This window comes from Pseudomonas sp. MYb327 (genome assembly GCF_040438925.1).
Classification (GTDB): Bacteria; Pseudomonadota; Gammaproteobacteria; order Pseudomonadales; family Pseudomonadaceae; genus Aquipseudomonas.
Genome location: NZ_CP159258.1, coordinates 5,348,789 through 5,370,357, shown reverse-complemented (window position 1 = coordinate 5,370,357; position 21,569 = coordinate 5,348,789). Strand labels below are relative to the sequence as shown.

The window sequence follows — 21,569 nt, the reverse complement described above, 5'->3', positions numbered from 1 at the left end:
ATTAGAGAACGGCCTCGGGATGCTCCCGTAACGCCGTCAGCAAAGCCGCGGCACTGGCGCCGCGGCAATCCACAACTGTGCGGGCACCGGCGGCACGTGCCAGCTCGGCAACCCTGGGGCTTGGTACAAACAACGGCAACTGTGCCAACTGCGGCCAGGCATCGCCTGCCAATTGGTGCAGGTGCTCAAAACCCTGTCCACTGCTGACCACCAGCCCGTTCAGGCGTTCCGCCCTGATCCGGTCCGGCAACGTTGCCGGCGGGTACTGCGGCAGCTCGCGGCGATACAACTCCAGATAATCGACACTAGCACCTAGCTTGCGCAAGCGCTCCGCCAACAACTCGCGCCCACCCTCTCCGCGCATGATCAGCACACGCGGATGAGGCCGGGCGACAGCCTCGCGCAATGCTGCAAGTTCAAGCAAGGCTTCGCTGTCATCGCCTTCCGCCGGGAAGCTTACCTCCAGCCTGTGATCTTCGAGAATCTGCGCCGTCGCCGCACCAACGCTGAACCATTTCACACGCGGTAAGCTCGACCCCATCTGATTGAGCAGGTCGATGCCGATCCGGGCTGCCGGCTTGCTGACCACAATCACTGCGCAGTAACGATCCAGGTCGCGAATCACGCCGAGCATTGTGTCAGTCACGGGGATCGGCGCTATGTCCAAAAGCGGCAAGCTGCTGCTGAATATCCCCTGCCCGGACAAAACGCTGCTCAGCGCCGCCGACTCATCCGCCGGACGCGTCAGCAGCAGGCGCCAGCTCGTCACTCGTGACCAGCCTCGCCATACACCGCCTTCAAAATGTCATCGGCGCCCTGGCTCAAAAGATCTTCGGCCACTTGCACACCCAGCCCCTCGGCATCGGCACGTGGTGCACGGGCCTGCGCACTGAGCAACAAACCACCACTCGGATCACCCACCAGGCCACGCAACCAGATCTGCTCGCCTTCAAGCACGGCGTAGCAGGCGATTGGCACTTGGCAGCCGCCATTGAGGTGTTTATTGAGTGAACGTTCGGCAGTCACGCGAGTGGCGGTGTCCTGGTGATGCAGCGGCGCCAGCAGTGCGTGAATCTCGCTGTCGGCGGTTCGGCATTCGATACCCACGGCGCCTTGGCCACCGGCCGGCAGGCTGTCGTCGACACTGATGGCCGAAGTGATGCGATCTTCAAAGCCCAGACGAATCAAACCAGCGGACGCGAGGATGATGGCGTCGTATTCGCCGGCATCGAGCTTGGCCAGGCGAGTGTTGACGTTGCCGCGCAGGAAACGGATTTCCAGGTCGGGGCGACGGGTCAGCAACTGGGCCTGACGGCGCAGGCTCGACGTGCCGACGATGCTGCCTTGCGGCAACTCATCCAGACTGGCGTAGGTGTTGGAGACGAACGCATCGCGCGGGTCTTCGCGCTCACAAATACAGAACAGACCGAGACCTGCGGGGAAGTCCATGGGCACGTCTTTCATGGAATGCACGGCGATGTCGGCTTCATTTTCCAGCAGCGCGGTTTCCAGTTCCTTGACGAACAGGCCCTTGCCGCCGATTTTCGACAGCGGCGAGTCGAGCAGCTTGTCACCGCGACTGACCATCGGGACCAGGGTCACGAGCAGACCTGGATGGGCCTCCTCCAAGCGGGCTTTGACGTATTCGGCCTGCCACAGGGCCAGGGCACTTTTGCGGGTGGCGATGCGGATTTCGCGAGAGGACATGGATCAATCCGTACTGAATAGATACGACGGATAATAACAGCTCAGCCAAATCCACTTTGACTTGTATCAGATACTGCTCGGCCTCCCTGGCCCCGGAACTCCGGCAATCGGGTGTGATAATCGCCTGCGACCAGCGAATTAAAGCTGTTGCATCATTTTCCGAACGCCGGCTACATGGCGCCGGCTGACGATCAAGGCGTCACCGTTCAGGCCTTTGAGGAACAGCTGGAAATGCCCGAGTGGCGTTCGTTGCAGCCGTTCGATGCGCTCGCGAGCGACCAGTGCGTTGCGGTGGATGCGCACGAAGCGGTCGCCAAATTCGTCTTCCAGGGCCTTGAGCGGTTCATCCAACAGCACTTCGCCGCTCTCGTGGCGCAAGGTCACGTATTTGTGATCGGCAATGAAGTAAACCACCTGATCCAACGGAATCAGCTCGATGCCCTTTCGGGTTCGGGCGCTGATATGGCTGCGTGGGCCACTGCCGCTTTCAGCAGCAGGTCGGGTCAGCGCCGAGAGTTGGACACGATTGGGGCGCTCGGCTTTCTTTAATGCGTCATGTAAATGTTCAGTTCTCACAGGTTTCACCAGATAGCCTACGGCGCTGGCCTGTAAGGCTTCCACGGCAAATTCATCGGGACCCGTGCAAAACACCACGGCGGGCGGGGTTTCGCGTTCGCACAATCTCGCCGCCACTTGCAGGCCATCAAGGCCCGGCATGCGGATATCGAGCAGGACGATATCCGGTTTGTGGCTGTCGATCAGTGCCAACGCCTCTTCGCCGTTCGTGGCGCTAGGCTCCAGGACGCTGTATCCCTCGAGATCGCCAACCATTTGGCTCAGGCGCTCGCGGGCAAGGGGGTCGTCATCAACGATCAGGACATTCATATTGCGCTGGATTCCTGCGTGAGTCTCGCACAAGGATAGCGTAGACAGGGGAAGTGACGTCTGTCACCGCGATCCACGCTAAGACTAGCGCGAGCGTCAAAAAGTGCCGCTGGTCGGGCAGCTAAATTTTCATCGGCCGGGCGATTAGCGGCCCAGGCACGCTTTGGCGACACATCGCCACAGGGTTTGCTGATACGCAATATGAACACCCCTCTTCTTATAGTCCTCTTGCGCACCGAGAAGTGCGCTGATCCTACTGTCCAACTGTAGACGGTTGCCGGAACGATATTGCTCAAATGAAAAATATCGTTATGCAAATTGTTCGCACACGGGCTCTGGCACGCCGAACAATGAAAACCAGTCGACCAGTGCCAGCGACAGGATTAGCAACCCTGTTATTATCCGCGGCAGCTTTCAACGCCATCTTTTTTCAGCCGATACGAGCGAATTCATGAGCACTGACAAGACCAATCAGTCCTGGGGCGGCCGCTTCAGTGAACCCGTCGACGCCTTCGTCGCCCGCTTCACCGCCTCCGTCACCTTCGACCAGCGCCTGTATCGCCACGACATCATGGGCTCGATCGCCCACGCCACCATGCTGGCCAAGGTGGGCGTGCTGACCGATGCCGAGCGCGACAGCATCATCGATGGCCTGAAGACCATCCAGGGTGAAATCGAGGCCGGCCAGTTCGACTGGCGCATCGACCTCGAAGACGTGCACATGAACATCGAAGCACGCCTGACCGACCGCATCGGCGTAACCGGCAAAAAGCTGCACACCGGCCGCAGCCGTAACGACCAGGTCGCCACCGACATTCGCCTGTGGCTGCGGGACGAAATCGACCTGATCCTCAGCGAAATCACCCGCCTGCAGAAAGGCTTGCTGGAACAGGCCGAGCGCGAGTCCGGCAGCATCATGCCGGGCTTCACCCACCTGCAAACCGCGCAGCCTGTGACCTTCGGGCACCACATGCTGGCCTGGTTCGAAATGCTCAGCCGTGATTACGAGCGCCTGGTCGATTGCCGCAAACGCACCAACCGTATGCCTTTGGGCAGCGCCGCGCTGGCCGGCACCACATACCCGATCGACCGCGAATACACCGCACAACTGCTGGGCTTCGATGCAGTGGGCGGCAACTCGCTGGACAACGTGTCGGATCGCGACTTCGCCATCGAATTCTGCTCGGCCGCCAGCATCGCGATGATGCACCTGTCGCGCTTCTCTGAAGAGCTGGTGCTGTGGACCAGCGCGCAGTTCCAGTTCATCGATCTGCCGGACCGTTTCTGCACCGGCAGTTCGATCATGCCGCAAAAGAAAAACCCGGACGTACCGGAACTGGTGCGTGGCAAGTCTGGCCGTGTTTTCGGCGCCCTGATGGGCCTGCTGACCCTGATGAAAGGCCAGCCTCTGGCCTACAACAAGGACAATCAGGAAGACAAGGAACCGTTGTTCGATGCCGCCGACACCCTGCGCGACTCGCTGCGTGCCTTTGCCGACATGATCCCGGCGATCAAGCCCAAGCACGCGATAATGCGCGAAGCGGCCCTGCGCGGTTTCTCCACTGCCACCGACCTGGCTGACTATCTCGTGCGTCGCGGCCTACCGTTCCGTGACTGCCATGAAATCGTTGGCCATGCCGTGAAGTACGGCGTGGACAGCGGCAAGGACCTGGCGGAGATGAGCCTGGAAGAACTGCGCAAGTTCAGCGACCAGATCGACCAGGACGTGTTCGCGGTGCTGACCCTGGAAGGTTCGGTCAATGCCCGTAACCACATCGGCGGAACTGCGCCAGCGCAGGTGAAGGCCGCTGTGGTTCGCGGTCAGGCGCTGCTCGCCAGCCGTTAAGACGACATCGTTACCTGAAGCCCGATGGCCAAAACCATCGGGCTTTCCCTCTCAACGATTCGAATTCCCTACTGCTCGCACACGCTCCAGAAAAGCAGGTGCTTGGGCCTGTCTGTCAGCGGCGATTTTTTTCACGTTCGGGTTCTCGCCCAAGTGTTCCAGCAAAGCCTTGGCACCTGGCATGTCGGACAGGAAGTCGATGTCGAACAAGCGCTTTCCGACGTCCGCGGCCAGATCAACGCTGTAAAGAAAATACAAATCGGCAAGCGTGAAATGCTCACCTGCCACGTACGGCGCAAACCGCGCACGCTGCTTCAAGGCCGTAAACCCTTTGATCAGATCCCGCTGCGCCTTGGCTTTCAGCACCTCAGGGGTCGGTCTGCCGCCGAAAAACACTTCGACGTAGCAAACACGCGCCGGCAACTCGATGTACAACTCGATTTCCTTGGCCAGCGCTCGAACACTTGCCCGCGCAAACGGGTCGGTCGGCAATAGCGCCTTGCCCGGCTGGGTTTCTTCGATGAAGTCGAGGATAGCGTCCGTTTCGCTTAAAAAGCCCTGCCTGGTCTCCAGGACCGGGACTTTCCCACGGGGGCTGACAGCGAGAATGTCCGGATTCTGGCAACCGTGAAACGGTACGGTTTCAAATGACACGCCCTTTTCCAGCAGTGCCAACTTGACCATATTGAAATAGTTACTCGCCGCAAAACCATAAAGCTTGAACATTACCGGGTCTCCTTGACCACGTCGCTTCCTGATGGGAAAGCGATTCGATGCTCAAGGTAAACACTGTCCAGACCCGGGGAAGATTTTGGTTATTACCACGTACGACGAAATCGCCTGAAGGTGTTGCCCGACTTGGGTGTGGGCAATGTGGGACAAGAGTTTGCGAATCTCCTGACACGTACTGATCACACCCGTCAGACGCCTCCGCAACTACTTCTTGGACGCGACCATCGCCATAAACGCCGGCATTGCCGCTTCCTTGTCCGCCGCAATCCGCTGCACGTTCGGGTTTTTCTCCAGGCGCTCCAGCAGCGCCCTGGCCGCCGGCAGCTCAGCCAACAGGTCGATATCAAACAGCTTTTTCGCCACGGCACAGGCCAGCGGCACGCTGTACAGAAAATACAGATCCGCCACGCTCAAACTGTCGCCTGCCACATACGGGCTGAACTTGCCGTGCCTGGCCAGGGAAGCAATACCCAGCAACAATTCGGTTTTGGTCTTTTCCTTGATCGCATCAGGCAGCGTCATGCCGAAAAATGCTTCGGGGTAGCAAGCCCGGCCCGGCAACTCGATGTACAGCTCGATTTCCTTGGCCAGCGCCAGCACCTGCGCCCGTTCGAAAGGATCGCTCGGCAGCAGCGGCGTGCCTTTTTGGCTTTGTTCGATGTATTCGAGGATCACGCTGGTTTCGTTGACGAAACCCTGTTCGACACCCAATACCGGCACCTTGCCACGGGGGCTGATGGCCAACGCTTCAGGAGCCTGACCCGCGTAAAACGTTACTTCTTCGAACGGCAGTCCCTTCTCCAACAGCGCCAGCTTGACCATGTTGTAGTAGTTGCTGACCGAAAATCCATAAAGCTTGAGCATCACAAAGCCTCCAGGCCGTGCAGGGGTTGGCAGTGCCTTTTATAGAACGTCGGGACGGTTCTTGCCAGCAGCATCACCGGGCTGAATGCAGGTAAACTGGCCGCCTTTCCTTGAGGAGCCTGCCATGAGCGAGCCAACAGATATCGACAGCGACGAAGAAGAGTTCACCGAGAACACGCTGATCGAAGCCATCGAAAACCAGATCGAAAGCGACAACCCGCCGGCCGCCAAGGCGACCTTTAACAAGCTGACACTAGTGGGTTACGAGCGAGAGGAAATCCTCAACCTGATGGCTCACGTTTTAGCGGTAGAAATCGACGCAATCCTCGAAGAAGACCGCGCGTTCAATACCGAATGGTATGAGGCTGCACTGCGCGCATTGCCAGAATTGCCGCCCGAAAAGAAGTAAGTTCGAAGCGTAAAAGATCAAAAGATCGCAGCCTTCGGCAGCGCCTACAGGGATCGCATTCCATGTTGAGGCTGCCGAAGGCTGCGATCTTTTTTTTGCGGTCTACACTGATTCCACCCCGCTGCCGCAGCACTCACCCGGGGAACGCATCCCATGGCGAAAAAACCCTGCCGCGAGCACTGGACATGCCGCGCAAGTCGGCTCACCTTAGGGGCGCTGTCGTCCAATTCCTAGAAAGTCTGGAGTCCTTATGTCGCTTACCCCTGAGTTGGTTGCCGAACTGGAAGTCCTCGCACTCTTCAACCTGGACAGTTCCCAGGAAGGTTTGAAAATTCATCAGACCGCTGCCCCGAAACACATCGCCGCTGCCAAACGCCTGCATGAAAAAGAACTGATCGACCAGCCCGATGGTGGTTACCTGACCAGCCTGGGTCGTGACGCCGCGCAAAACGTGCAGACCGTGCTGACCATTTTGAGCGTCCAGGAAACAGCCTGAGTTTCACCGCATCGCCCACGGGAACCCCAGACCCGGGATTTCCGCGGGCACCTTCTGTTGGCCGCCGTCGCCACGCGGTAAAAATCTGACGCCAGAAAAACAAAATCAGCCTGAAAGTCCCGGGCCCGAGGCGCTACACTCCCCTCACCCCGAGAACCCCGATTCCGAGCCCCTGCGAGCCGGTTTGAGCTGACATGACCCGCACCCACGAAATTCGCCCCGACCTGGACGAGGGAATCGACCGCAAGGTTCTCAGCCAACTGCGTGCGCGCTTCCTGAAGCTCAACGAAGGCCGCATGGCGCGCGCCATGGAAGGGTTGTCGAGCCGCCAGCAAGGGGTGCTGAACCTCCTCCCGCTGTTTTTCCACGTCAATCATCCGCTGTTGCCGGGTTACGTTTCCGGCAGCACGCCGGCCGGGCTGTCGAGCTACGAACCCGACGCCAGTGTCCTCGCCGAAGCCCAGCGCCTGACCCGCTCGTTTTCCTACAAGCCGCGCCACGGCAGCAATCCGCCACGCCCGATTCACGGCTTGTTCCTGATGGGCAGCCTCGGCACGCTGGCCCAGGCGGACCAGAGCGACATGGACGTGTGGGTTTGTCACGCGCCCGATTTGAATGAGCAGGAATTGGCCGAGCTGCGTAAAAAGTGCCAGTTGCTGGAAGACTGGGCCGCCAGCCAGGGGGCGGAGGCGCATTTCTTCCTGATCGATCCGGCGCGCTTCGTCCTGGGCGAGCGCGACAATCAACTCAGCACCGAAAACTGCGGGACGACCCAGCACTATCTGCTGCTGGACGAGTTCTACCGCACTGCGATCTGGCTGGCCGGGCGCACGCCGATCTGGTGGCTGGTGCCGGTTTATGAAGAAGCGAATTACGACCGCTACACCCACACACTGCTGTCCAAGCGCTTCATCCGTGCTGACGAAAGCCTGGACCTCGGAAACCTGGCGTTCATTCCGCCTGGTGAATTTATCGGTGCGGGGCTCTGGCAGCTGTTCAAAGGCATCGAGTCACCGTACAAATCAGTGCTCAAGCTGTTGCTGACCGAGGTTTACGCCAGTGAACTCCCGAGGGTCCAGTGCCTGAGCCTGCGCTTCAAACAAGCCGTGTTCGCCAACCGGCTCGACCTTGACGAGCTGGACCCATATGTCGTGGTTTACCGGCGCATCGAGGAGTATCTCATCGCCCGTAACGAGCCGGAACGCCTGGAACTGGTGCGACGCGCGCTGTACCTGAAGGTCAATCGCAAGCTCACTGGCAGCGGCGGTCGCACCCAGAGCTGGCAACGCGATTTGCTTGAACGCCTGGCCCGAGAATGGCAGTGGGACCAGCGGCAACTGGCCCTGCTCGACAGCCGCAGCCAATGGAAAGTCCGCCAGGTCAGTTCGGAGCGCCGAGCCTTGGTCAACGAGCTGAATTACAGCTACCACTTCCTCACTCAGTTTGCCCGCAATGAACAGACCGTAAGCCTGATCAACAAACGCGACCTCAGTGTGCTGGGTCGACGCCTGTACGCGGCCTTTGAGCGCAAGGCGGACAAGGTCGAATTCATCAACCCGGGCATTGCCCAGGACCTGGCCGAAGACACGCTGACGCTGGTGCATGCGCCGAACAAAAAGGAGCCGACACAAAGTCAGTGGGGCTTGTACAACGGCAGCCTGACCGCCCTTGAGTGGGAGCATTTCGCCCCGATCAAACGCAGCCGCCAGTTGCTCGAACTGCTCAGCTGGTGCCACCGCAACGGCGTGATCGACAGCAGCACCCGCCTGGCCTTGCACCCCGGCAGCAGCGACTTGAGCGAGTTCGAACTGTTCAACCTGCTCGGCAGCCTGCAACAGAGTATTCCCCTGCCCCTGCCGACCGTCGCGGAGGAGCCGCTGCTACGTGCCGCCGTGCCTGGCAACGTGCTGATTCTGGTCAACGTCGGTGTCGACCCGCTCAAGCACCACCGTGACCTGAACATCCTGATGACCACGGAGCGCACCGACTCACTGAGTTACGCCGGCGTCAGGGAGAACCTGGTGCTGACCCTGGATCAGGTCACGCTCAATAGCTGGAACGAGGTGCTGGTCAATCACTTCGACGGTCCGCACGCCCTGCTCGACTGCGTGCGTGACTATCTCAACAACTTGCCGAGCGGGCCGCAACAACCCTGGTTGCGCGTACGCTGCTTCTGCCACAACCGCGCGCAGTTCATCGCCCAGCGGGTCGAAGGGATCCTCGACATTGCGCAGAACCTGCTGCTGAGCAAACTCAATTACCGCTATCTGATTCAGGTCCAGCAGCATTACCACGTGCTGGAGCTGGTGCCCGGCCAGGTCAACCACGTCGCCCTTGCCACCCTGCCGGCGCTGTTCGATTACCTGGGTGAAGAACAGGCCCGTTACAGCCCGCTGCACCTGGATCCGATGGCGCTGGAAGACCATGACCTGGCGCTGCTACTGCCCATGGGCCAGCCGGGCTGTATTCAAGTGTTCTATCGAATCAACGAAGACCAGGCCGATCTGTACGTACTCGACGAATTCAATGCCTTGTGGCAGCAGCGCTTGCCCTGGCATGACGAGCAAGGCCTGCTGGTTCCGTTGCAGCGATTCCTGCAGTCGATCCATTACCGCCGCGACGCGTTGTTGCCAATGGACGCAACGCCCACGCTGAACCTGGAGACTTTGTATTACCAACTGTTGCCATCCGGCTCCAGCCGGGCTCGTCGGGTCGAGGTCAGGCCGGCTCCGCAGAACCCCGTCAACAAACCGTTCTACGACGTACAGGCGATCGTCGGAAAATCCGCACCGGGCACGGTGCAGGTCACGTTGTATTGCAATCAGCGGGAATTTTCAGAATTGGAACATGGCGACCAACTGTTCAGTGTGGTCGCCCGGGAGATCATCGAGCAGCGCCGCGAAACCGAGCGCTACCGCTGCTACATCACCGACCTAGACCTGTCGGGCCTGATCGGTGATGGGCAGAGTTCGAGCAATTTGTATCTGCGGTACAAGGCCGACCTGGAGCGCGCATTGAACGAGGCGCTCGAGCAGGTCTGAGCGGTCCTCACTCGGGGAAGTCGCCGCCATGGGCCGGTTGCGATTCGACTTCCAGCAAGGTCAGTTTCAGGGTCTTGCCACCCGGTGCCGGCCAGTCGATGTGCTGGCCAACCTTCAGGCCCAACAGCGCACTGCCCACCGGCGCCAGAATCGAGACCTTGCCTTCGTCGGCGTTGGCATCCTTCGGATAAACCAGAGTCAGGTGATAGTCCTTGCCACTGCTTTCTTCACGGCAGTGCACGCGGGAATTCATGGTCACGACATCGGCGGGCACTTCATCGTGGCCGACCAGTGTATCGGCGCGATCTAGCTCGGTTTGCAGCGCGATAACGCCCGGCAGCGTGTCATCCAGGCTGTCGATCAGACGCTCCAGACGCTGTACGTCCAGACGGGTAAGAGTGATGGAAGGTGCGGTCATGATCAGGGCAGACTCCTTTCTTCTGCACGAAAAAAGCAAAACCCCGCCAAAAAAGGCGGGGTTTTCACAAGCCTCGATGGGTTGAGGCGTACCCGGACACTAACACAGCTCAAAAAATATACAAGCCGCTACCAGACAGTGCGCATTCCATGTAGGAGCCAGCTTGCTGGCGATAGGATTCGAAACCGTGCGGCGCCCTCCCGGCCGCCATCGCTGGCAAGCCAGCTCCTACATAGATCGGCGTTTTTGGGCTTGGGCGCAGATGACCCGACGTCGTTCGTCGTCCGCCGAACGCCACTCACGAATATCTTCGACATGACGGAAACAGCCCAGGCAGACCTTCTGCTCATCCAGCCGACACACACCGCTGCACGGCGAAGGAACGGCCGGGCTGACGTTGCTGTAAAGCGGCTTCGGGGGGCGAACAGGGGCTGACTGGGTCACGACGTTACAGGCCTTCGAAATCGAGTTCGACGTCAGCCTGTTCCTTGACGATGCGCTCAAGCATCTCGCCCAGTTGCTCTTCGCTCTTGTCGCACATCCAGCGCTCGCTTTCCTCGTCGTAGTCGAAGTGGAAACCACCGGACACCGCTGCCAGCCACAACTGCCGCAATGGTTCCTGGCGACTGAAAATCAGCGCGGTGCCGTTTTCGAACTTGACGGTCAGCACACCGGCCGAGCTTTCGAGATCGATGTCCAGGTCGCTGTCGTCAAAGATGTCCTCCAGTGTTTGCTGGGTGGCATCGACCAGATCGTGGAAACGGGCTTCGGACAAACTCATTACGGCAACCTCAAAAAGTGTCTGATCAGGCTCAAGCGCCGCAAGATACGGGCGAGCCCCGCTGATTGCAAAGGATAACGATAATGGACCCTTCCTACAGATCAGAAAACCGTGGGAGCGAGCCTGCGCGCGATGAGTCCATCATATTCAACATCTATGTTGACGGACACTACGCCATCGCGAGCAGGCTCGCTCCCACAGGGGTTGCAGTATTCGACCCGAGACGTTCAGCAAAGAGCCAAGGCCCGCCGGACGGGCGGTTCGTTGCATAGGCAAGCTGCCGGGTGGCCGGTATACTCCGGCGCAATTAATGCATTTTCAAGGATTTCGCCATGAAGCGCCTGATCTCTTCCCTTGCTGCGCTCCTCGCGGTTGCCTGCCTTGTGTCGGCCTGCGGTCAAAAAGGCCCGTTGTACCTGCCCGACGAAGACCAGGACCCTGCAGAGCAGGCCCAGTCCTCGCAGAAGCAGCCGTCCAAGGCACACAAGCACGACGTCTACCAATAAGGGAACCTCATGGACGCTTTTAACTACCGTGACGGTGAACTGTTCGCGGAAGGTGTTGCCCTGTCTGCCATTGCCGAGCGCTTTGGTACACCGACCTACGTTTACTCGCGCGCGCACATCGAAGCCCAATACCTGGCTTACGCCGATGCGCTGGCCGGCATGCCGCATCTGGTCTGCTTCGCAGTCAAGGCCAACTCCAACCTGGGTGTACTGAATGTCCTGGCGCGTCTTGGCGCCGGTTTCGACATTGTCTCCCGTGGCGAGCTGGAACGCGTACTGGCCGCTGGCGGCAGCGCCGACAAAATTGTGTTCTCCGGCGTTGGCAAGACCCGTGACGACATGCGTCGCGCCCTGGAAGTCGGCGTTCACTGCTTCAACGTCGAATCCACCGACGAGCTGGAACGCCTGCAAGTGGTCGCCGCCGAGCTGGGTGTTCGCGCACCGATTTCGCTGCGCGTGAACCCGGACGTCGATGCCGGCACTCACCCGTACATTTCCACTGGTCTCAAAGAGAACAAATTTGGCATCGCCATCGCCGACGCTGAAGACGTGTACGTGCGTGCCGCGCAATTGCCGAACCTCGAAGTAGTCGGCGTCGATTGCCACATCGGTTCTCAACTGACCACCCTGCCGCCGTTCATCGACGCCCTCGACCGCCTGCTGGGCCTGGTCGACCGCCTCGGCGATTGCGGCATCTACCTGCGTCACATCGATCTCGGTGGTGGTTTGGGCGTTCGCTATCGTGACGAAGAGCCGCCATTGGCTGCCGACTACATCAAGGCCGTGCGTGAGCGTCTCGACGGTCGCGACCTGGGACTGGTGTTCGAGCCGGGCCGCTTTATCGTGGCCAACGCCGGTGTGCTGTTGACGCAGGTCGAGTACCTCAAGCACACCGAACACAAAGACTTCGCCATCGTCGACGCCGCCATGAACGACCTGATCCGCCCGGCGCTGTATCAAGCCTGGATGGACGTCACCGCCGTGCGCCCGCGCAACACCGCTGGCCGTGCCTACGACATCGTCGGCCCGATCTGCGAGACCGGCGACTTCCTGGCCAAGGACCGTGAACTGGCCCTGGAAGAAGGTGACCTGCTGGCCGTGCATTCGGCGGGCGCCTATGGGTTTGTCATGAGTTCCAACTACAACACCCGCGGCCGTGCCGCCGAGGTGTTGGTGGACGGTGATCAGGCATTTGAAGTGCGTCGCCGTGAGACGGTAGCCGAGTTGTTTGCTGGCGAAAGCCTGCTGCCGGAGTAAAACCATGCTGCTGCGTTTTACCAAGATGCACGGCTTGGGCAATGACTTCATGGTCCTCGACCTGGTCAGCCAGCACGCGCATATTCTGCCCAAGCACGCCAAGCTTTGGGGTGACCGACACACTGGCATCGGTTTCGACCAATTGCTGATTGTCGAAGCGCCGAGTAACCCGGACGTGGATTTCCGTTATCGGATCTTCAATTCCGACGGCTCGGAAGTGGAACAGTGCGGCAACGGTGCGCGCTGCTTCGCCCGCTTTGTGCTCGACAAGCGCCTGACCGCGAAACGGCAGATCCGCGTCGAAACCAAGAGCGGCATCATCGAACTGGATGTACGCAGCGACGGGCAGATCGGCGTGAACATGGGCGCACCGCGCCTGGTGCCGGCCGATATTCCGTTTCAGGCGCCTGAACAGGCGTTGAATTATCAGATCGACGTCGACGGCGCGCCGGTCGAACTGGCCGCTGTGTCCATGGGCAACCCCCATGCGGTACTGCGGGTCAGCGATATCAACAACGCACCGGTGCATGAGCTGGGGCCGAAAATCGAACATCACCCGCGCTTCCCGGCGCGGGTCAATGTCGGTTTTCTCCAGGTCATCGATCGGGGCCGTGCGCAGTTGCGCGTCTGGGAACGCGGGGCCGGGGAAACCCAGGCCTGCGGCACCGGCGCCTGCGCCGCGGCAGTCGCTGCGATCAGCCAGGGGTGGATGGATTCGCCACTGTTGATCGACCTGCCTGGCGGGCGTCTGTCCATTGAATGGGCAGGCCCAGGCCAACCGGTGTTGATGACCGGCCCGGCGGTCCGTGTATATGAAGGACAAGTACGTCTTTGAGTGAGCCAAAACCATGACCGATAAGCCTCAGGTACCCGCCCGACAGTCCGACGAATCGCCGTCCGAGAGCCTGGAGGCGGCGGCGATTGCCGCGTACCTGGAGGCTCATCCGGATTTCTTCGTCGAGCACGAAGAACTGCTTCCGGCCCTGCGCATTCCCCACCGACGCGGCGACACCGTGTCGCTGGTGGAGCGGCAGATGACCATCCTGCGCGACCGCAACATCGAGCTTCGTCATCGCCTCTCGCACTTGATGGACGTGGCCCGCGACAACGACCGCCTGTTCGAAAAGACCCGCCGCCTGATACTCGCGCTGATGGACGCCGCCACCCTGGAAGACGTAGTGATGTGCGTCGAAGACAGTTTGCGCCAAGACTTCCAGGTGCCCTTCGTCAGCCTCATCCTGCTTGGCGACAACGCCATGCCGGTCGGCCGCTGGGTAACCCACGCCGACGCGCAGGTAGCCATCGGCGGCCTGTTGCTGGAGGACAAAAGTGTCAGCGGCAGCTTGCGCGAGCACGAACTGGACTTCCTGTTCGGCGAAGAACAGCGCAAGCAAATCGGCTCCACCGCTGTCGTCGCCATCAGCCATCAGGGCATTCACGGCATCCTCGCTATCGCCAGCCGTGACCCGCAGCAATACAAGAGTTCGGTGGGTACGTTGTTCCTCAGCTACATCGCCGAAGTCATGGGCCGCGTGTTGCCACGGGTCAATAGCTCCCTGCGCTCGGTACGCTGATCATGGAACGGCAACTGGACGCTTACTGCGAACACCTGCGCAGTGAGCGGCAGGTGTCGCCGCACACGCTTTCGGCTTACCGCCGCGACCTCGACAAAGTATTGGGCTGGTGCGTCAAACAGAACATCGGCAGTTGGGCCGCCCTGGACATCCAGCGCTTGCGCAGCCTGATCGCCCGCCTGCATTCACAGGGCCAATCGTCGCGCAGCCTGGCGCGGCTGCTGTCGGCGGTGCGTGGGCTCTATCACTATTTGAACCGCGAAGGCCTGTGCGATCACGATCCGGCCAACGGCCTGGCACCGCCCAAGGGCGAACGCCGCCTGCCGAAAACCCTCGACACCGACCGTGCGCTGCAATTGCTTGAAGGTGGCGTGGAGGATGACTTTCTCGCGCGCCGGGATCAGGCGATCCTCGAACTGTTCTACTCCTCCGGGCTGCGCCTGTCGGAACTGACCGGGCTCAATCTCGATCAGCTTGATTTGGCGGACGGCATGGTCCAGGTGCTCGGCAAGGGCAGCAAGACCCGCCTGTTGCCAGTGGGCAAAAAAGCCCGCGAGGCGCTGGAACTGTGGCTGCCCTTGCGCGCCATGGCCAACCCCGCAGACGACGCGGTGTTTGTCAGTCAGCAAGGCCGACGTCTAGGGCCACGGGCAATCCAACTGCGGGTTAAAGCTGCGGGCGCACGCGAACTGGGACAAAACCTGCACCCGCACATGTTGCGGCATTCCTTCGCCAGCCACTTGCTGGAGTCCTCGCAGGACCTGCGCGCGGTGCAGGAATTGCTCGGCCACTCGGACATCAAGACCACCCAGATCTACACCCACTTGGACTTCCAGCATCTGGCAAGCGTCTACGACAGCGCCCACCCACGGGCCAAACGCATTAAAGGCGATGATTCATGACTCTCCAACTGATCACCTTCGACCTCGATGACACCCTGTGGGACACCGCCCCGGTGATCGTCAGCGCCGAAGCCGTATTGCGTGAATGGCTGACTGAACATGCCCCCAATTTGGGCGCGGTGCCGGTCGAGCACCTGTGGGCCATCCGTGAACGCATCCTGAGTATCGAGCCCAACCTCAAGCACCGTATCAGCGCACTGCGACGCCGCGTGTTGTTCCAGGCACTGGAAGAAGCCGGATACGCCCACGCCGAAGCGTCGGACCTGGCTGAGCGGAGTTTCGAAGTCTTTCTACACGCCCGGCATCAACTGGAAATCTTTCCGGAGGTGCAACCGACCCTGGAAACACTGGCCAACCACTACACCCTCGGCGTAGTCACCAACGGCAATGCCGATGTGCGACGGCTGGGGCTCGCGGACTACTTCAAGTTTGCGTTGTGCGCCGAAGACATCGGCGTCGGCAAGCCGGATGCGCGCCTGTTTCATGAGGCGTTGCAGCGTGGTGGCGCGACGGCCGGAACGGCGGTGCATATCGGCGATCATCCGGGTGATGACATTGCCGGCGCCCAGCAGGCAGGGCTGCGCGCGATCTGGTTCAATCCGGCGGGCAAGACCTGGGAAGCGGAGCGCTTGCCGGATGCGCAGATTCGCAGCCTGACCGAATTGCCGGCGTTGCTGGCACGGTGGAACGCGGGCGCGGCTTGACCCAAAACCAAAAAATCACCACAACCCCTGTAGGAGCTGGCTTGCCAGCGATAGCGGCCGCAAGTACCGCACAAGGCTCAAGGGCCCCTTCGCCGGCAAGCCGGCTCCTACAGTGGATTGCACATCGCCCTGGAACATTGCTCCAGGCATGAAAAAGCCCGCAGCGACGGCGGGCTTTTTCAGCAGGCAGGCAGCGGGCTTAGATAGGCCGGCTACCGTACTTGTTATCCGGCTTCTTGGGCGGATCGGCGACCACGTTGGCCTCCACTTCCTGCACCTTGCCACCACGAGCCAGGAACTCTTCCATGGCCTTGGCCAGGGCGTCGCGTTCCTTGTTCTTGGCTTCGACACTCGGTAGCTCATCGACCGATACCGCAGCCTTGGCTTTGCCTTTGGCGGTCGGAACGGGCGCTTCACCGCCGTCGTCTTCAGCGACGTCTTCCGCCGCTGCTTCCAGACCTTCTTCGGTTTCGTCGTCGTCGCCTACTTCGAGGTCGTCGTTTTCCAGATCATCGTCGCTCATGTTCTACCTCATGACTTGCGAAAAGCAGATTAGTTATAGCCCAGCTTTGCCCTCTGTCGAAGGCTGCCGGAAAAAAATCAACAACCGCTGCTGACCAGCGGTTACGCCCCTTCACCGTACACGGTGGCGAGGACTTTACGAGCACCGCCATGATCACGGTGCTCGCCCAGATAAACGCCTTGCCAGGTGCCTAACGCCAGTCGGCCCGCCGAAATCGGCAAACTGAGCTGACAGCCAAGTACGCTGGCCTTGAAGTGCGCCGGGAGGTCGTCCAGGCCTTCGTCGTTATGCTCATAGCCGTCTGTTCCTTGTGGGACCAGACGATTGAAAAACCGTTCGAAGTCGCGACGTACCGCCGGATCGGCGTTCTCGTTGATGGTCAACGACGCCGAGGTATGCTGCAGCCACAAATGCAACAGACCGACCCGACACGCCTTGAGTTCAGGCAGGCCGGCGAGTAACTCGTCCGTTACCAGATGAAAGCCCCGGGGCCTCGCCCGCAGGGTAATCAGAGTCTGTTGCCACATACAGTTCTCCGCACGTTCGGGGCGCATTCTAGCGCGCTCAGGAAAAAAACAAAGGCCCTAATATTCCTTCTATCCTGTAAGCCATTGGCGGCACAAAAACACTCGTCGCTAACGTCGTAAAAGCTGTAAGAAAAAACCTTTCAGCGCTTCCTTTGATGACAAATTCCAGACAAAAAAATGCCCGGCAAGCCGGGCAAGTTTTTTATGCGCGTACTTACAAGTTGTAGCCGCGTTCGTTGTGAAGCGCCAGATCGATACCGACAGCCTCTTCTTCTTCGGTGATACGCAGGCCCATCACAGCGTCGAGGACCTTGAGGATGATGTAAGTGACGATCGCGGTGTAGATCACCGTGAAGCCCACGCCTTTGCACTGAATCCAGACTTGTGCGGCGATGTCGGTCACGGTGCCGAAGCCACCCAGAGACGGTGCAGCGAACACACCGGTCAGGATCGCGCCGAGGATACCGCCGATACCGTGTACGCCGAAGGCATCCAGGGAATCGTCATAGCCGAGTTTGCGCTTCAGGGTGGTCGCGCAGAAGAAGCACACCACGCCAGCGGCAAGACCGATTACCAGAGCGCCCATCGGACCTACAGTACCGGCAGCCGGAGTAATTGCGACCAGGCCTGCAACCACGCCCGAAGCGATACCCAGTGCGCTTGGCTTGCCGTGGGTGACCCACTCGGCGAACATCCAGCCCAATGCAGCAGCGGCGGTAGCGATCTGGGTGACCAGCATCGCCATGCCGGCAGTGCCGTTGGCTGCGGCAGCGGAACCGGCGTTGAAACCGAACCAGCCAACCCACAGCATCGCAGCACCCATCAGGGTGTAACCGAGGTTGTGTGGGGCCATCGGGGTGGTCGGAAAGCCTTTGCGTTTGCCCAGTACCAGGCAGGCGATCAGACCGGCCACACCAGCGTTGATGTGCACCACGGTGCCGCCGGCAAAGTCCAGCACGCCCCAGTCCCACATCAGGCCGCCGTTGCCGGACCAGACCATGTGCGCGATCGGCGCATACACCAGGGTGAACCAGATGCCCATGAAAATCAGCATCGCGGAGAATTTCATCCGCTCGGCAAAGGCACCAACGATCAGCGCTGGAGTGATGATGGCGAACGTCATCTGGAAGGTGATGAACACCGCCTCAGGGAACAGCGCCGCAGGACCGGTCAGGCTGGCTGGCGTGACACCGGCGAGGAACGCCTTGCCCATGCCGCCGAAGAACGAGTTGAAGTTGACGACGCCCTGCTCCATGCCCGTGGTGTCGAACGCGATGCTGTAGCCATAAATGACCCACAGGATGCTGATCAGACCGGTAATGGCGAAGCACTGCATCATCACGGAAAGAATGTTTTTCGACCGAACCATGCCGCCGTAGAACAGCGCGAGGCCTGGAATGGTCATAAACAGCACGAGGGCTGTCGAGGTCAACATCCAGGCGGTGTCGCCGGAGTTGAGGACTGGGGCCGCCACTTCGTCTGCCGCCAAAGCAAGGCTGGGCATTACGATGGACAACAGGGCTCCTAGCCCTGCGGATTTACGCAGAGTCATATTGTTTTCTCCTGGGGCGTTGGGTTTGTGGCGGCTTAGATTGCGTCGGTATCGGTTTCGCCGGTACGGATGCGAATCGCCTGTTCCAGATTGACCACGAAGATCTTGCCGTCACCGATCTTGCCGGTGTTGGCGGCCTTGGTTATCGCCTCGATAACCCGGTCGAGATCCTTGTCGTCAATGGCGACATCAATCTTCACCTTTGGCAGGAAATCGACCACGTACTCCGCGCCGCGGTACAGCTCGGTGTGACCCTTCTGCCGACCGAAGCCTTTGACTTCAGTGACGGTAATGCCCTGCACGCCGATCTCGGACAACGACTCGCGCACGTCGTCCAACTTGAACGGCTTGATGATGGCAGTGACTAGCTTCATGAAAACTCTCTCCCGAATTGGTGGACTTGCCCCAGGAAAACAAACCCGTCTCAAGTCTAAGCGCAGTGCCTGGCTTTGTAACGCATCGTCGGCCTTACCTGCCCGTCCGACGCCAGCTAACCGCTCCTTGCAAAACACTCCCCGCGTTTCGCTTGGCGCACTGCATTCGTCACAGCGACTGCATCAGTGCATGGGTCATGAGGGTCTAAGCAGAAAGCTTGCCATCTCCAGAATTTTCACTGATTTCAACCCCTTGCCCGCTAATGCCCACGTCTTCGCAACAACACTCGACACGATACGCACAACAACGGTGCGACGCCGTCCGTCCACATGCGCGAAAAGCGTGCATCCCTTGCCTGCGAAAATGACTATAGACACTGCGTGATACACTGCCCGCCATTGCTACCAGGACATTCCCTCATGCTCGCGCCTAAAGACTTCCTCGACGCCCTGACCGGCACCGCCTCCCGCCTCTTCAGCGGCGACACTCCACTGCCGAAAGCAGAAATTGAAAGCCAGTTCAAAATGTTGCTGCAGAGCGGCTTTAGCAAACTGGATCTGGTGAGTCGGGAAGAGTTCGATAGTCAGATGGTTGTATTGGCGCGTACTCGGGCGCGATTGGAAAGTCTTGAGGCGAAAGTGGCGGAGCTGGAAGCGAAGCTGAATCCACCAGCAGAAACCGTATAACTGTAGGGGCCGGCTTGCTGGCGATCGCGCTTGATCATTCAACAACGATGTTGACTGTTCTGTCGCCATCGCCAGCAAGCCGGCTCCTGCGCGTTTAGTAACTGCAACATCCAGTGAAGGTTTGCCGCCTCCACCACCCCGCCAAAATCTCCTCCCCCGACTACCCTTGAAAAACCCGCAGGAAGCGGTCCCCACGTCATCTCAAGGAACGACCATGTCCCTCTCCATCGTCCACAGCCGCGCCCAGGTCGGCGTGGAAGCGCCCGCCGTTACGGTTGAAGTGCATCTGGCCAACGGCTTGCCATCGCTGACCATGGTCGGTCTGCCCGAAGCGGCGGTGAAGGAGAGCAAGGATCGGGTGCGCAGTGCGATCATCAATTCGGGGCTGCAATTTCCGGCGCGGCGGATCACGTTGAATCTGGCACCGGCAGATCTGCCCAAGGACGGTGGGCGGTTCGATCTGGCGATTGCGTTGGGGATTCTTTCCGCCAGTGTGCAGGTGCCGACGCTGACGCTCGATGATGTGGAATGTTTGGGTGAGTTGGCGCTGTCAGGTGCTGTGCGGGCCGTGCGTGGTGTGTTGCCGGCGGCGTTGGCGGCGCGCAAGGCCGGGCGTTCGTTGATGGTGCCGCGGGCGAATGCCGAGGAGGCGTGCCTGGCATCGGGGTTGAAGGTGATTGCGGTGGATCATCTGTTGGAAGCTGTGGCCCATTTCAATGGGCACACTCCGGTCGAGCCCTACATTTCTGATGGATTGATACTCGCCAGCAAGCCCTATCCCGACCTGAATGAAGTACAAGGCCAGCAAGCCGCCAAACGGGCGTTGCTGATTGCTGCTGCGGGGGCGCACAACTTGTTGTTCTGCGGACCTCCCGGAACGGGCAAGACGCTTCTGGCGAGTCGCCTTCCAGGATTGCTGCCACCGCTGAGCGAAAGCGAAGCTCTGGAAGTGGCGGCAATTCAATCGGTCACCAGCTGTGCGCCGTTGAGCCATTGGCCGCAGCGTCCCTTTCGGCAACCGCACCACTCGGCATCTGGTCCTGCGCTGGTTGGCGGCAGCTCGAAACCGCAACCCGGGGAAATCACTCTCGCCCACCACGGCGTGCTGTTTCTCGATGAGTTGCCGGAGTTTGATCGAAAGGTACTTGAGGTACTCAGGGAACCGATGGAATCGGGGCATATCGTAATCTCAAGGGCTAAAGACCGTGTACGGTTTCCAGCGCGCTTTCAGTTGGTGGCGGCAATGAACCCATGCCCCTGCGGCTATCTTGGAGAACCGAGCGGCAAGTGCTCATGTACACCGGACAAGGTGCAGCGGTATCGCAACAAACTATCGGGCCCGCTGCTGGACCGTATCGACCTGCACCTGACCGTCGCTCGAGAGCCCACGGCGCTGAACCCTGTTTCGACACCCGGCGATGACAGCGCCAGTGCTACGGCGCTGATTGCCAATGCCCGGGAACGCCAGCAGAGACGTCAGGGTTGCGCGAATGCCTTCCTGGATTTACCAGGGCTGCGTCGGCACTGCAAGTTATCCACAGCCGACGAGAAATGGCTGGAATCGGCGTGTGAGCGGTTGACCTTGTCACTGCGCTCGGCTCATCGACTGCTCAAAGTTGCGCGGACACTGGCCGACCTTGAGCAGCGTGATGCAATCACTCGTGACCACCTGGCTGAGGCACTGCAATATCGTCCGGGGACACAATGACGAGGCTCACCGTACGACACCCGCACCCACAGAAATACCCCCCCAGCCGCTAATAGCCATTGGCCAAACTGTGATA

The 21,569-nt window shown here is 60.0% G+C and carries 24 protein-coding genes; 12 read left to right on the top strand and 12 right to left on the bottom strand.

Annotation, left to right across the window (positions count from 1 at the left end; genetic code table 11):
- Position 1: 1 nt before the first annotated feature.
- From ABVN21_RS24230 to ABVN21_RS24220, 3 genes are all read right to left on the bottom strand, one after another.
- Entirely contained in the window at positions 2-769 is a 768-nt protein-coding gene (locus tag ABVN21_RS24230; RefSeq protein WP_339552591.1) for a uroporphyrinogen-III synthase, read from the bottom strand.
- Complete coding sequence (hemC, locus tag ABVN21_RS24225) at positions 766-1,707, bottom strand: hydroxymethylbilane synthase (RefSeq protein WP_339552590.1); 942 nt, start codon at positions 1,705-1,707, stop codon at positions 766-768. The genes ABVN21_RS24230 and hemC overlap by 4 nt, the downstream gene beginning before the upstream one ends.
- A 138-nt stretch (positions 1,708-1,845) precedes the next feature.
- Complete coding sequence (locus tag ABVN21_RS24220; protein ID WP_339552589.1) at positions 1,846-2,592, bottom strand: LytTR family DNA-binding domain-containing protein; 747 nt, start codon at positions 2,590-2,592, stop codon at positions 1,846-1,848.
- Between the two features lie 451 nt (positions 2,593-3,043).
- On the opposite strand from ABVN21_RS24220, the gene argH reads away from it, so the two are divergent.
- Positions 3,044-4,438: an argininosuccinate lyase gene (argH, locus tag ABVN21_RS24215; protein ID WP_339552588.1), complete on the top strand. Its 1,395-nt coding sequence runs from the start codon at positions 3,044-3,046 to the stop codon at positions 4,436-4,438.
- Positions 4,439-4,489: 51 nt separating this feature from the next.
- On the opposite strand, the gene ABVN21_RS24210 is transcribed toward argH, so the two are convergent.
- Together ABVN21_RS24210 and ABVN21_RS24205 are read right to left on the bottom strand one after the other, a co-directional pair.
- Positions 4,490-5,164: a glutathione S-transferase gene (locus tag ABVN21_RS24210; RefSeq protein WP_339552587.1), complete on the bottom strand. Its 675-nt coding sequence runs from the start codon at positions 5,162-5,164 to the stop codon at positions 4,490-4,492.
- A 210-nt stretch (positions 5,165-5,374) separates the two neighbouring features.
- Positions 5,375-6,034 carry a glutathione S-transferase gene (locus ABVN21_RS24205; RefSeq protein WP_339552586.1) on the bottom strand — a complete coding sequence of 220 codons (660 nt, stop codon included), beginning with the start codon at positions 6,032-6,034 and terminating at the stop codon, positions 5,375-5,377.
- A 124-nt stretch (positions 6,035-6,158) separates the two neighbouring features.
- Here ABVN21_RS24205 and ABVN21_RS24200 point away from each other — a divergent pair, with 124 nt between their 5' ends.
- The 3 genes from ABVN21_RS24200 (at position 6,159) to ABVN21_RS24190 (ending at position 9,980) form a co-directional block, all read left to right on the top strand.
- Positions 6,159-6,443, top strand: a complete 285-nt coding sequence (locus ABVN21_RS24200) for a hypothetical protein (RefSeq protein ID WP_008024357.1) — start codon at positions 6,159-6,161, stop codon at positions 6,441-6,443.
- Between the two features lie 250 nt (positions 6,444-6,693).
- A complete protein-coding gene (locus tag ABVN21_RS24195; protein ID WP_034147682.1) occupies positions 6,694-6,939 on the top strand; it encodes a TIGR02647 family protein in 246 nt (81 codons plus the stop codon).
- A gap of 194 nt (positions 6,940-7,133) precedes the next feature.
- The gene (locus ABVN21_RS24190) at positions 7,134-9,980 is read left to right on the top strand and encodes a class I adenylate cyclase (protein ID WP_339552585.1); all 2,847 of its coding nucleotides are present in this window, start codon (positions 7,134-7,136) and stop codon (positions 9,978-9,980) included.
- 7 nt (positions 9,981-9,987) lie between these two features.
- Here the strand turns inward: ABVN21_RS24190 and rnk are convergent, their stop codons facing one another.
- The 3 genes from rnk to cyaY form a co-directional block, all read right to left on the bottom strand.
- Complete coding sequence (rnk, locus tag ABVN21_RS24185) at positions 9,988-10,398, bottom strand: nucleoside diphosphate kinase regulator (protein ID WP_339552584.1); 411 nt, start codon at positions 10,396-10,398, stop codon at positions 9,988-9,990.
- Between the two features lie 228 nt (positions 10,399-10,626).
- Positions 10,627-10,842: a DUF1289 domain-containing protein gene (locus tag ABVN21_RS24180; RefSeq protein ID WP_339552583.1), complete on the bottom strand. Its 216-nt coding sequence runs from the start codon at positions 10,840-10,842 to the stop codon at positions 10,627-10,629.
- A 4-nt stretch (positions 10,843-10,846) separates the two neighbouring features.
- Complete coding sequence (gene cyaY / locus ABVN21_RS24175) at positions 10,847-11,179, bottom strand: iron donor protein CyaY (RefSeq protein WP_339552582.1); 333 nt, start codon at positions 11,177-11,179, stop codon at positions 10,847-10,849.
- A gap of 332 nt (positions 11,180-11,511) precedes the next feature.
- Here cyaY and ABVN21_RS24170 point away from each other — a divergent pair, with 332 nt between their 5' ends.
- Genes ABVN21_RS24170 through ABVN21_RS24145 form a run of 6 tightly spaced genes read left to right on the top strand, consistent with a single transcriptional unit; the run spans position 11,512 to position 16,122 of the window.
- Positions 11,512-11,685 (top strand): lipoprotein, encoded by a 174-nt coding sequence (locus ABVN21_RS24170; protein ID WP_034147687.1) that lies wholly within the window; start codon positions 11,512-11,514, stop codon positions 11,683-11,685.
- 9 nt (positions 11,686-11,694) lie between these two features.
- Positions 11,695-12,942 (top strand): diaminopimelate decarboxylase, encoded by a 1,248-nt coding sequence (gene lysA, locus ABVN21_RS24165; RefSeq protein WP_339552581.1) that lies wholly within the window; start codon positions 11,695-11,697, stop codon positions 12,940-12,942.
- Between the two features lie 4 nt (positions 12,943-12,946).
- Positions 12,947-13,777, top strand: coding sequence for a diaminopimelate epimerase (gene dapF / locus ABVN21_RS24160; protein WP_339552580.1), 831 nt, complete (start codon positions 12,947-12,949; stop codon positions 13,775-13,777).
- 13 nt (positions 13,778-13,790) lie between these two features.
- Positions 13,791-14,516: a DUF484 family protein gene (locus ABVN21_RS24155; protein ID WP_339552579.1), complete on the top strand. Its 726-nt coding sequence runs from the start codon at positions 13,791-13,793 to the stop codon at positions 14,514-14,516.
- Positions 14,517-14,518: 2 nt separating this feature from the next.
- Positions 14,519-15,418 (top strand): tyrosine recombinase XerC, encoded by a 900-nt coding sequence (gene xerC, locus ABVN21_RS24150; RefSeq protein WP_339552578.1) that lies wholly within the window; start codon positions 14,519-14,521, stop codon positions 15,416-15,418.
- Positions 15,415-16,122 (top strand): HAD-IA family hydrolase, encoded by a 708-nt coding sequence (locus ABVN21_RS24145; protein ID WP_339552577.1) that lies wholly within the window; start codon positions 15,415-15,417, stop codon positions 16,120-16,122. Before xerC ends, ABVN21_RS24145 begins: the two co-directional genes overlap by 4 nt.
- 199 nt (positions 16,123-16,321) lie before the next feature.
- Here ABVN21_RS24145 and sutA read toward each other — a convergent pair whose 3' ends face one another.
- The 4 genes from sutA to glnK all read right to left on the bottom strand — a co-directional run bounded on the left by sutA (position 16,322) and on the right by glnK (position 19,098).
- Complete coding sequence (sutA, locus tag ABVN21_RS24140) at positions 16,322-16,645, bottom strand: transcriptional regulator SutA (RefSeq protein ID WP_192416627.1); 324 nt, start codon at positions 16,643-16,645, stop codon at positions 16,322-16,324.
- A gap of 101 nt (positions 16,646-16,746) precedes the next feature.
- Complete coding sequence (locus ABVN21_RS24135) at positions 16,747-17,172, bottom strand: secondary thiamine-phosphate synthase enzyme YjbQ (RefSeq protein WP_339552576.1); 426 nt, start codon at positions 17,170-17,172, stop codon at positions 16,747-16,749.
- Positions 17,173-17,386: 214 nt separating this feature from the next.
- Positions 17,387-18,724 carry an ammonium transporter gene (locus ABVN21_RS24130; protein ID WP_339552575.1) on the bottom strand — a complete coding sequence of 446 codons (1,338 nt, stop codon included), beginning with the start codon at positions 18,722-18,724 and terminating at the stop codon, positions 17,387-17,389.
- 35 nt (positions 18,725-18,759) lie between these two features.
- A complete protein-coding gene (glnK, locus tag ABVN21_RS24125; RefSeq protein ID WP_002555808.1) occupies positions 18,760-19,098 on the bottom strand; it encodes a P-II family nitrogen regulator in 339 nt (112 codons plus the stop codon).
- 420 nt (positions 19,099-19,518) lie between these two features.
- Here glnK and ABVN21_RS24120 point away from each other — a divergent pair, with 420 nt between their 5' ends.
- Both ABVN21_RS24120 and ABVN21_RS24115 read left to right on the top strand, forming a co-directional pair.
- The gene (locus tag ABVN21_RS24120; RefSeq protein ID WP_339552574.1) at positions 19,519-19,785 is read left to right on the top strand and encodes an accessory factor UbiK family protein; all 267 of its coding nucleotides are present in this window, start codon (positions 19,519-19,521) and stop codon (positions 19,783-19,785) included.
- A 214-nt stretch (positions 19,786-19,999) separates the two neighbouring features.
- Positions 20,000-21,493: a YifB family Mg chelatase-like AAA ATPase gene (locus tag ABVN21_RS24115; RefSeq protein ID WP_339552573.1), complete on the top strand. Its 1,494-nt coding sequence runs from the start codon at positions 20,000-20,002 to the stop codon at positions 21,491-21,493.
- Positions 21,494-21,569: the final 76 nt, after the last annotated feature.

Bases quoted from the DNA above. Each gene is read 5' to 3' on its own strand.
- hemC (WP_339552590.1), bottom strand. From the start codon at position 1,707: ATGTCCTCTCGCGAAATCCGCATCGCCACCCGCAAAAGTGCCCTGGCC.
- ABVN21_RS24220 (WP_339552589.1), bottom strand. From the start codon at position 2,592: ATGAATGTCCTGATCGTTGATGACGACCCCCTTGCCCGCGAGCGCCTG.
- argH (WP_339552588.1), top strand. From the start codon at position 3,044: ATGAGCACTGACAAGACCAATCAGTCCTGGGGCGGCCGCTTCAGTGAA.
- ABVN21_RS24210 (WP_339552587.1), bottom strand. From the start codon at position 5,164: ATGTTCAAGCTTTATGGTTTTGCGGCGAGTAACTATTTCAATATGGTC.
- ABVN21_RS24205 (WP_339552586.1), bottom strand. From the start codon at position 6,034: ATGCTCAAGCTTTATGGATTTTCGGTCAGCAACTACTACAACATGGTC.
- ABVN21_RS24200 (WP_008024357.1), top strand. From the start codon at position 6,159: ATGAGCGAGCCAACAGATATCGACAGCGACGAAGAAGAGTTCACCGAG.
- ABVN21_RS24195 (WP_034147682.1), top strand. From the start codon at position 6,694: ATGTCGCTTACCCCTGAGTTGGTTGCCGAACTGGAAGTCCTCGCACTC.
- ABVN21_RS24190 (WP_339552585.1), top strand. From the start codon at position 7,134: ATGACCCGCACCCACGAAATTCGCCCCGACCTGGACGAGGGAATCGAC.
- rnk (WP_339552584.1), bottom strand. From the start codon at position 10,398: ATGACCGCACCTTCCATCACTCTTACCCGTCTGGACGTACAGCGTCTG.
- cyaY (WP_339552582.1), bottom strand. From the start codon at position 11,179: ATGAGTTTGTCCGAAGCCCGTTTCCACGATCTGGTCGATGCCACCCAG.
- ABVN21_RS24170 (WP_034147687.1), top strand. From the start codon at position 11,512: ATGAAGCGCCTGATCTCTTCCCTTGCTGCGCTCCTCGCGGTTGCCTGC.
- lysA (WP_339552581.1), top strand. From the start codon at position 11,695: ATGGACGCTTTTAACTACCGTGACGGTGAACTGTTCGCGGAAGGTGTT.
- dapF (WP_339552580.1), top strand. From the start codon at position 12,947: ATGCTGCTGCGTTTTACCAAGATGCACGGCTTGGGCAATGACTTCATG.
- ABVN21_RS24155 (WP_339552579.1), top strand. From the start codon at position 13,791: ATGACCGATAAGCCTCAGGTACCCGCCCGACAGTCCGACGAATCGCCG.
- xerC (WP_339552578.1), top strand. From the start codon at position 14,519: ATGGAACGGCAACTGGACGCTTACTGCGAACACCTGCGCAGTGAGCGG.
- ABVN21_RS24145 (WP_339552577.1), top strand. From the start codon at position 15,415: ATGACTCTCCAACTGATCACCTTCGACCTCGATGACACCCTGTGGGAC.
- sutA (WP_192416627.1), bottom strand. From the start codon at position 16,645: ATGAGCGACGATGATCTGGAAAACGACGACCTCGAAGTAGGCGACGAC.
- ABVN21_RS24135 (WP_339552576.1), bottom strand. From the start codon at position 17,172: ATGTGGCAACAGACTCTGATTACCCTGCGGGCGAGGCCCCGGGGCTTT.
- ABVN21_RS24130 (WP_339552575.1), bottom strand. From the start codon at position 18,724: ATGACTCTGCGTAAATCCGCAGGGCTAGGAGCCCTGTTGTCCATCGTA.
- glnK (WP_002555808.1), bottom strand. From the start codon at position 19,098: ATGAAGCTAGTCACTGCCATCATCAAGCCGTTCAAGTTGGACGACGTG.
- ABVN21_RS24120 (WP_339552574.1), top strand. From the start codon at position 19,519: ATGCTCGCGCCTAAAGACTTCCTCGACGCCCTGACCGGCACCGCCTCC.
- ABVN21_RS24115 (WP_339552573.1), top strand. From the start codon at position 20,000: ATGTCCCTCTCCATCGTCCACAGCCGCGCCCAGGTCGGCGTGGAAGCG.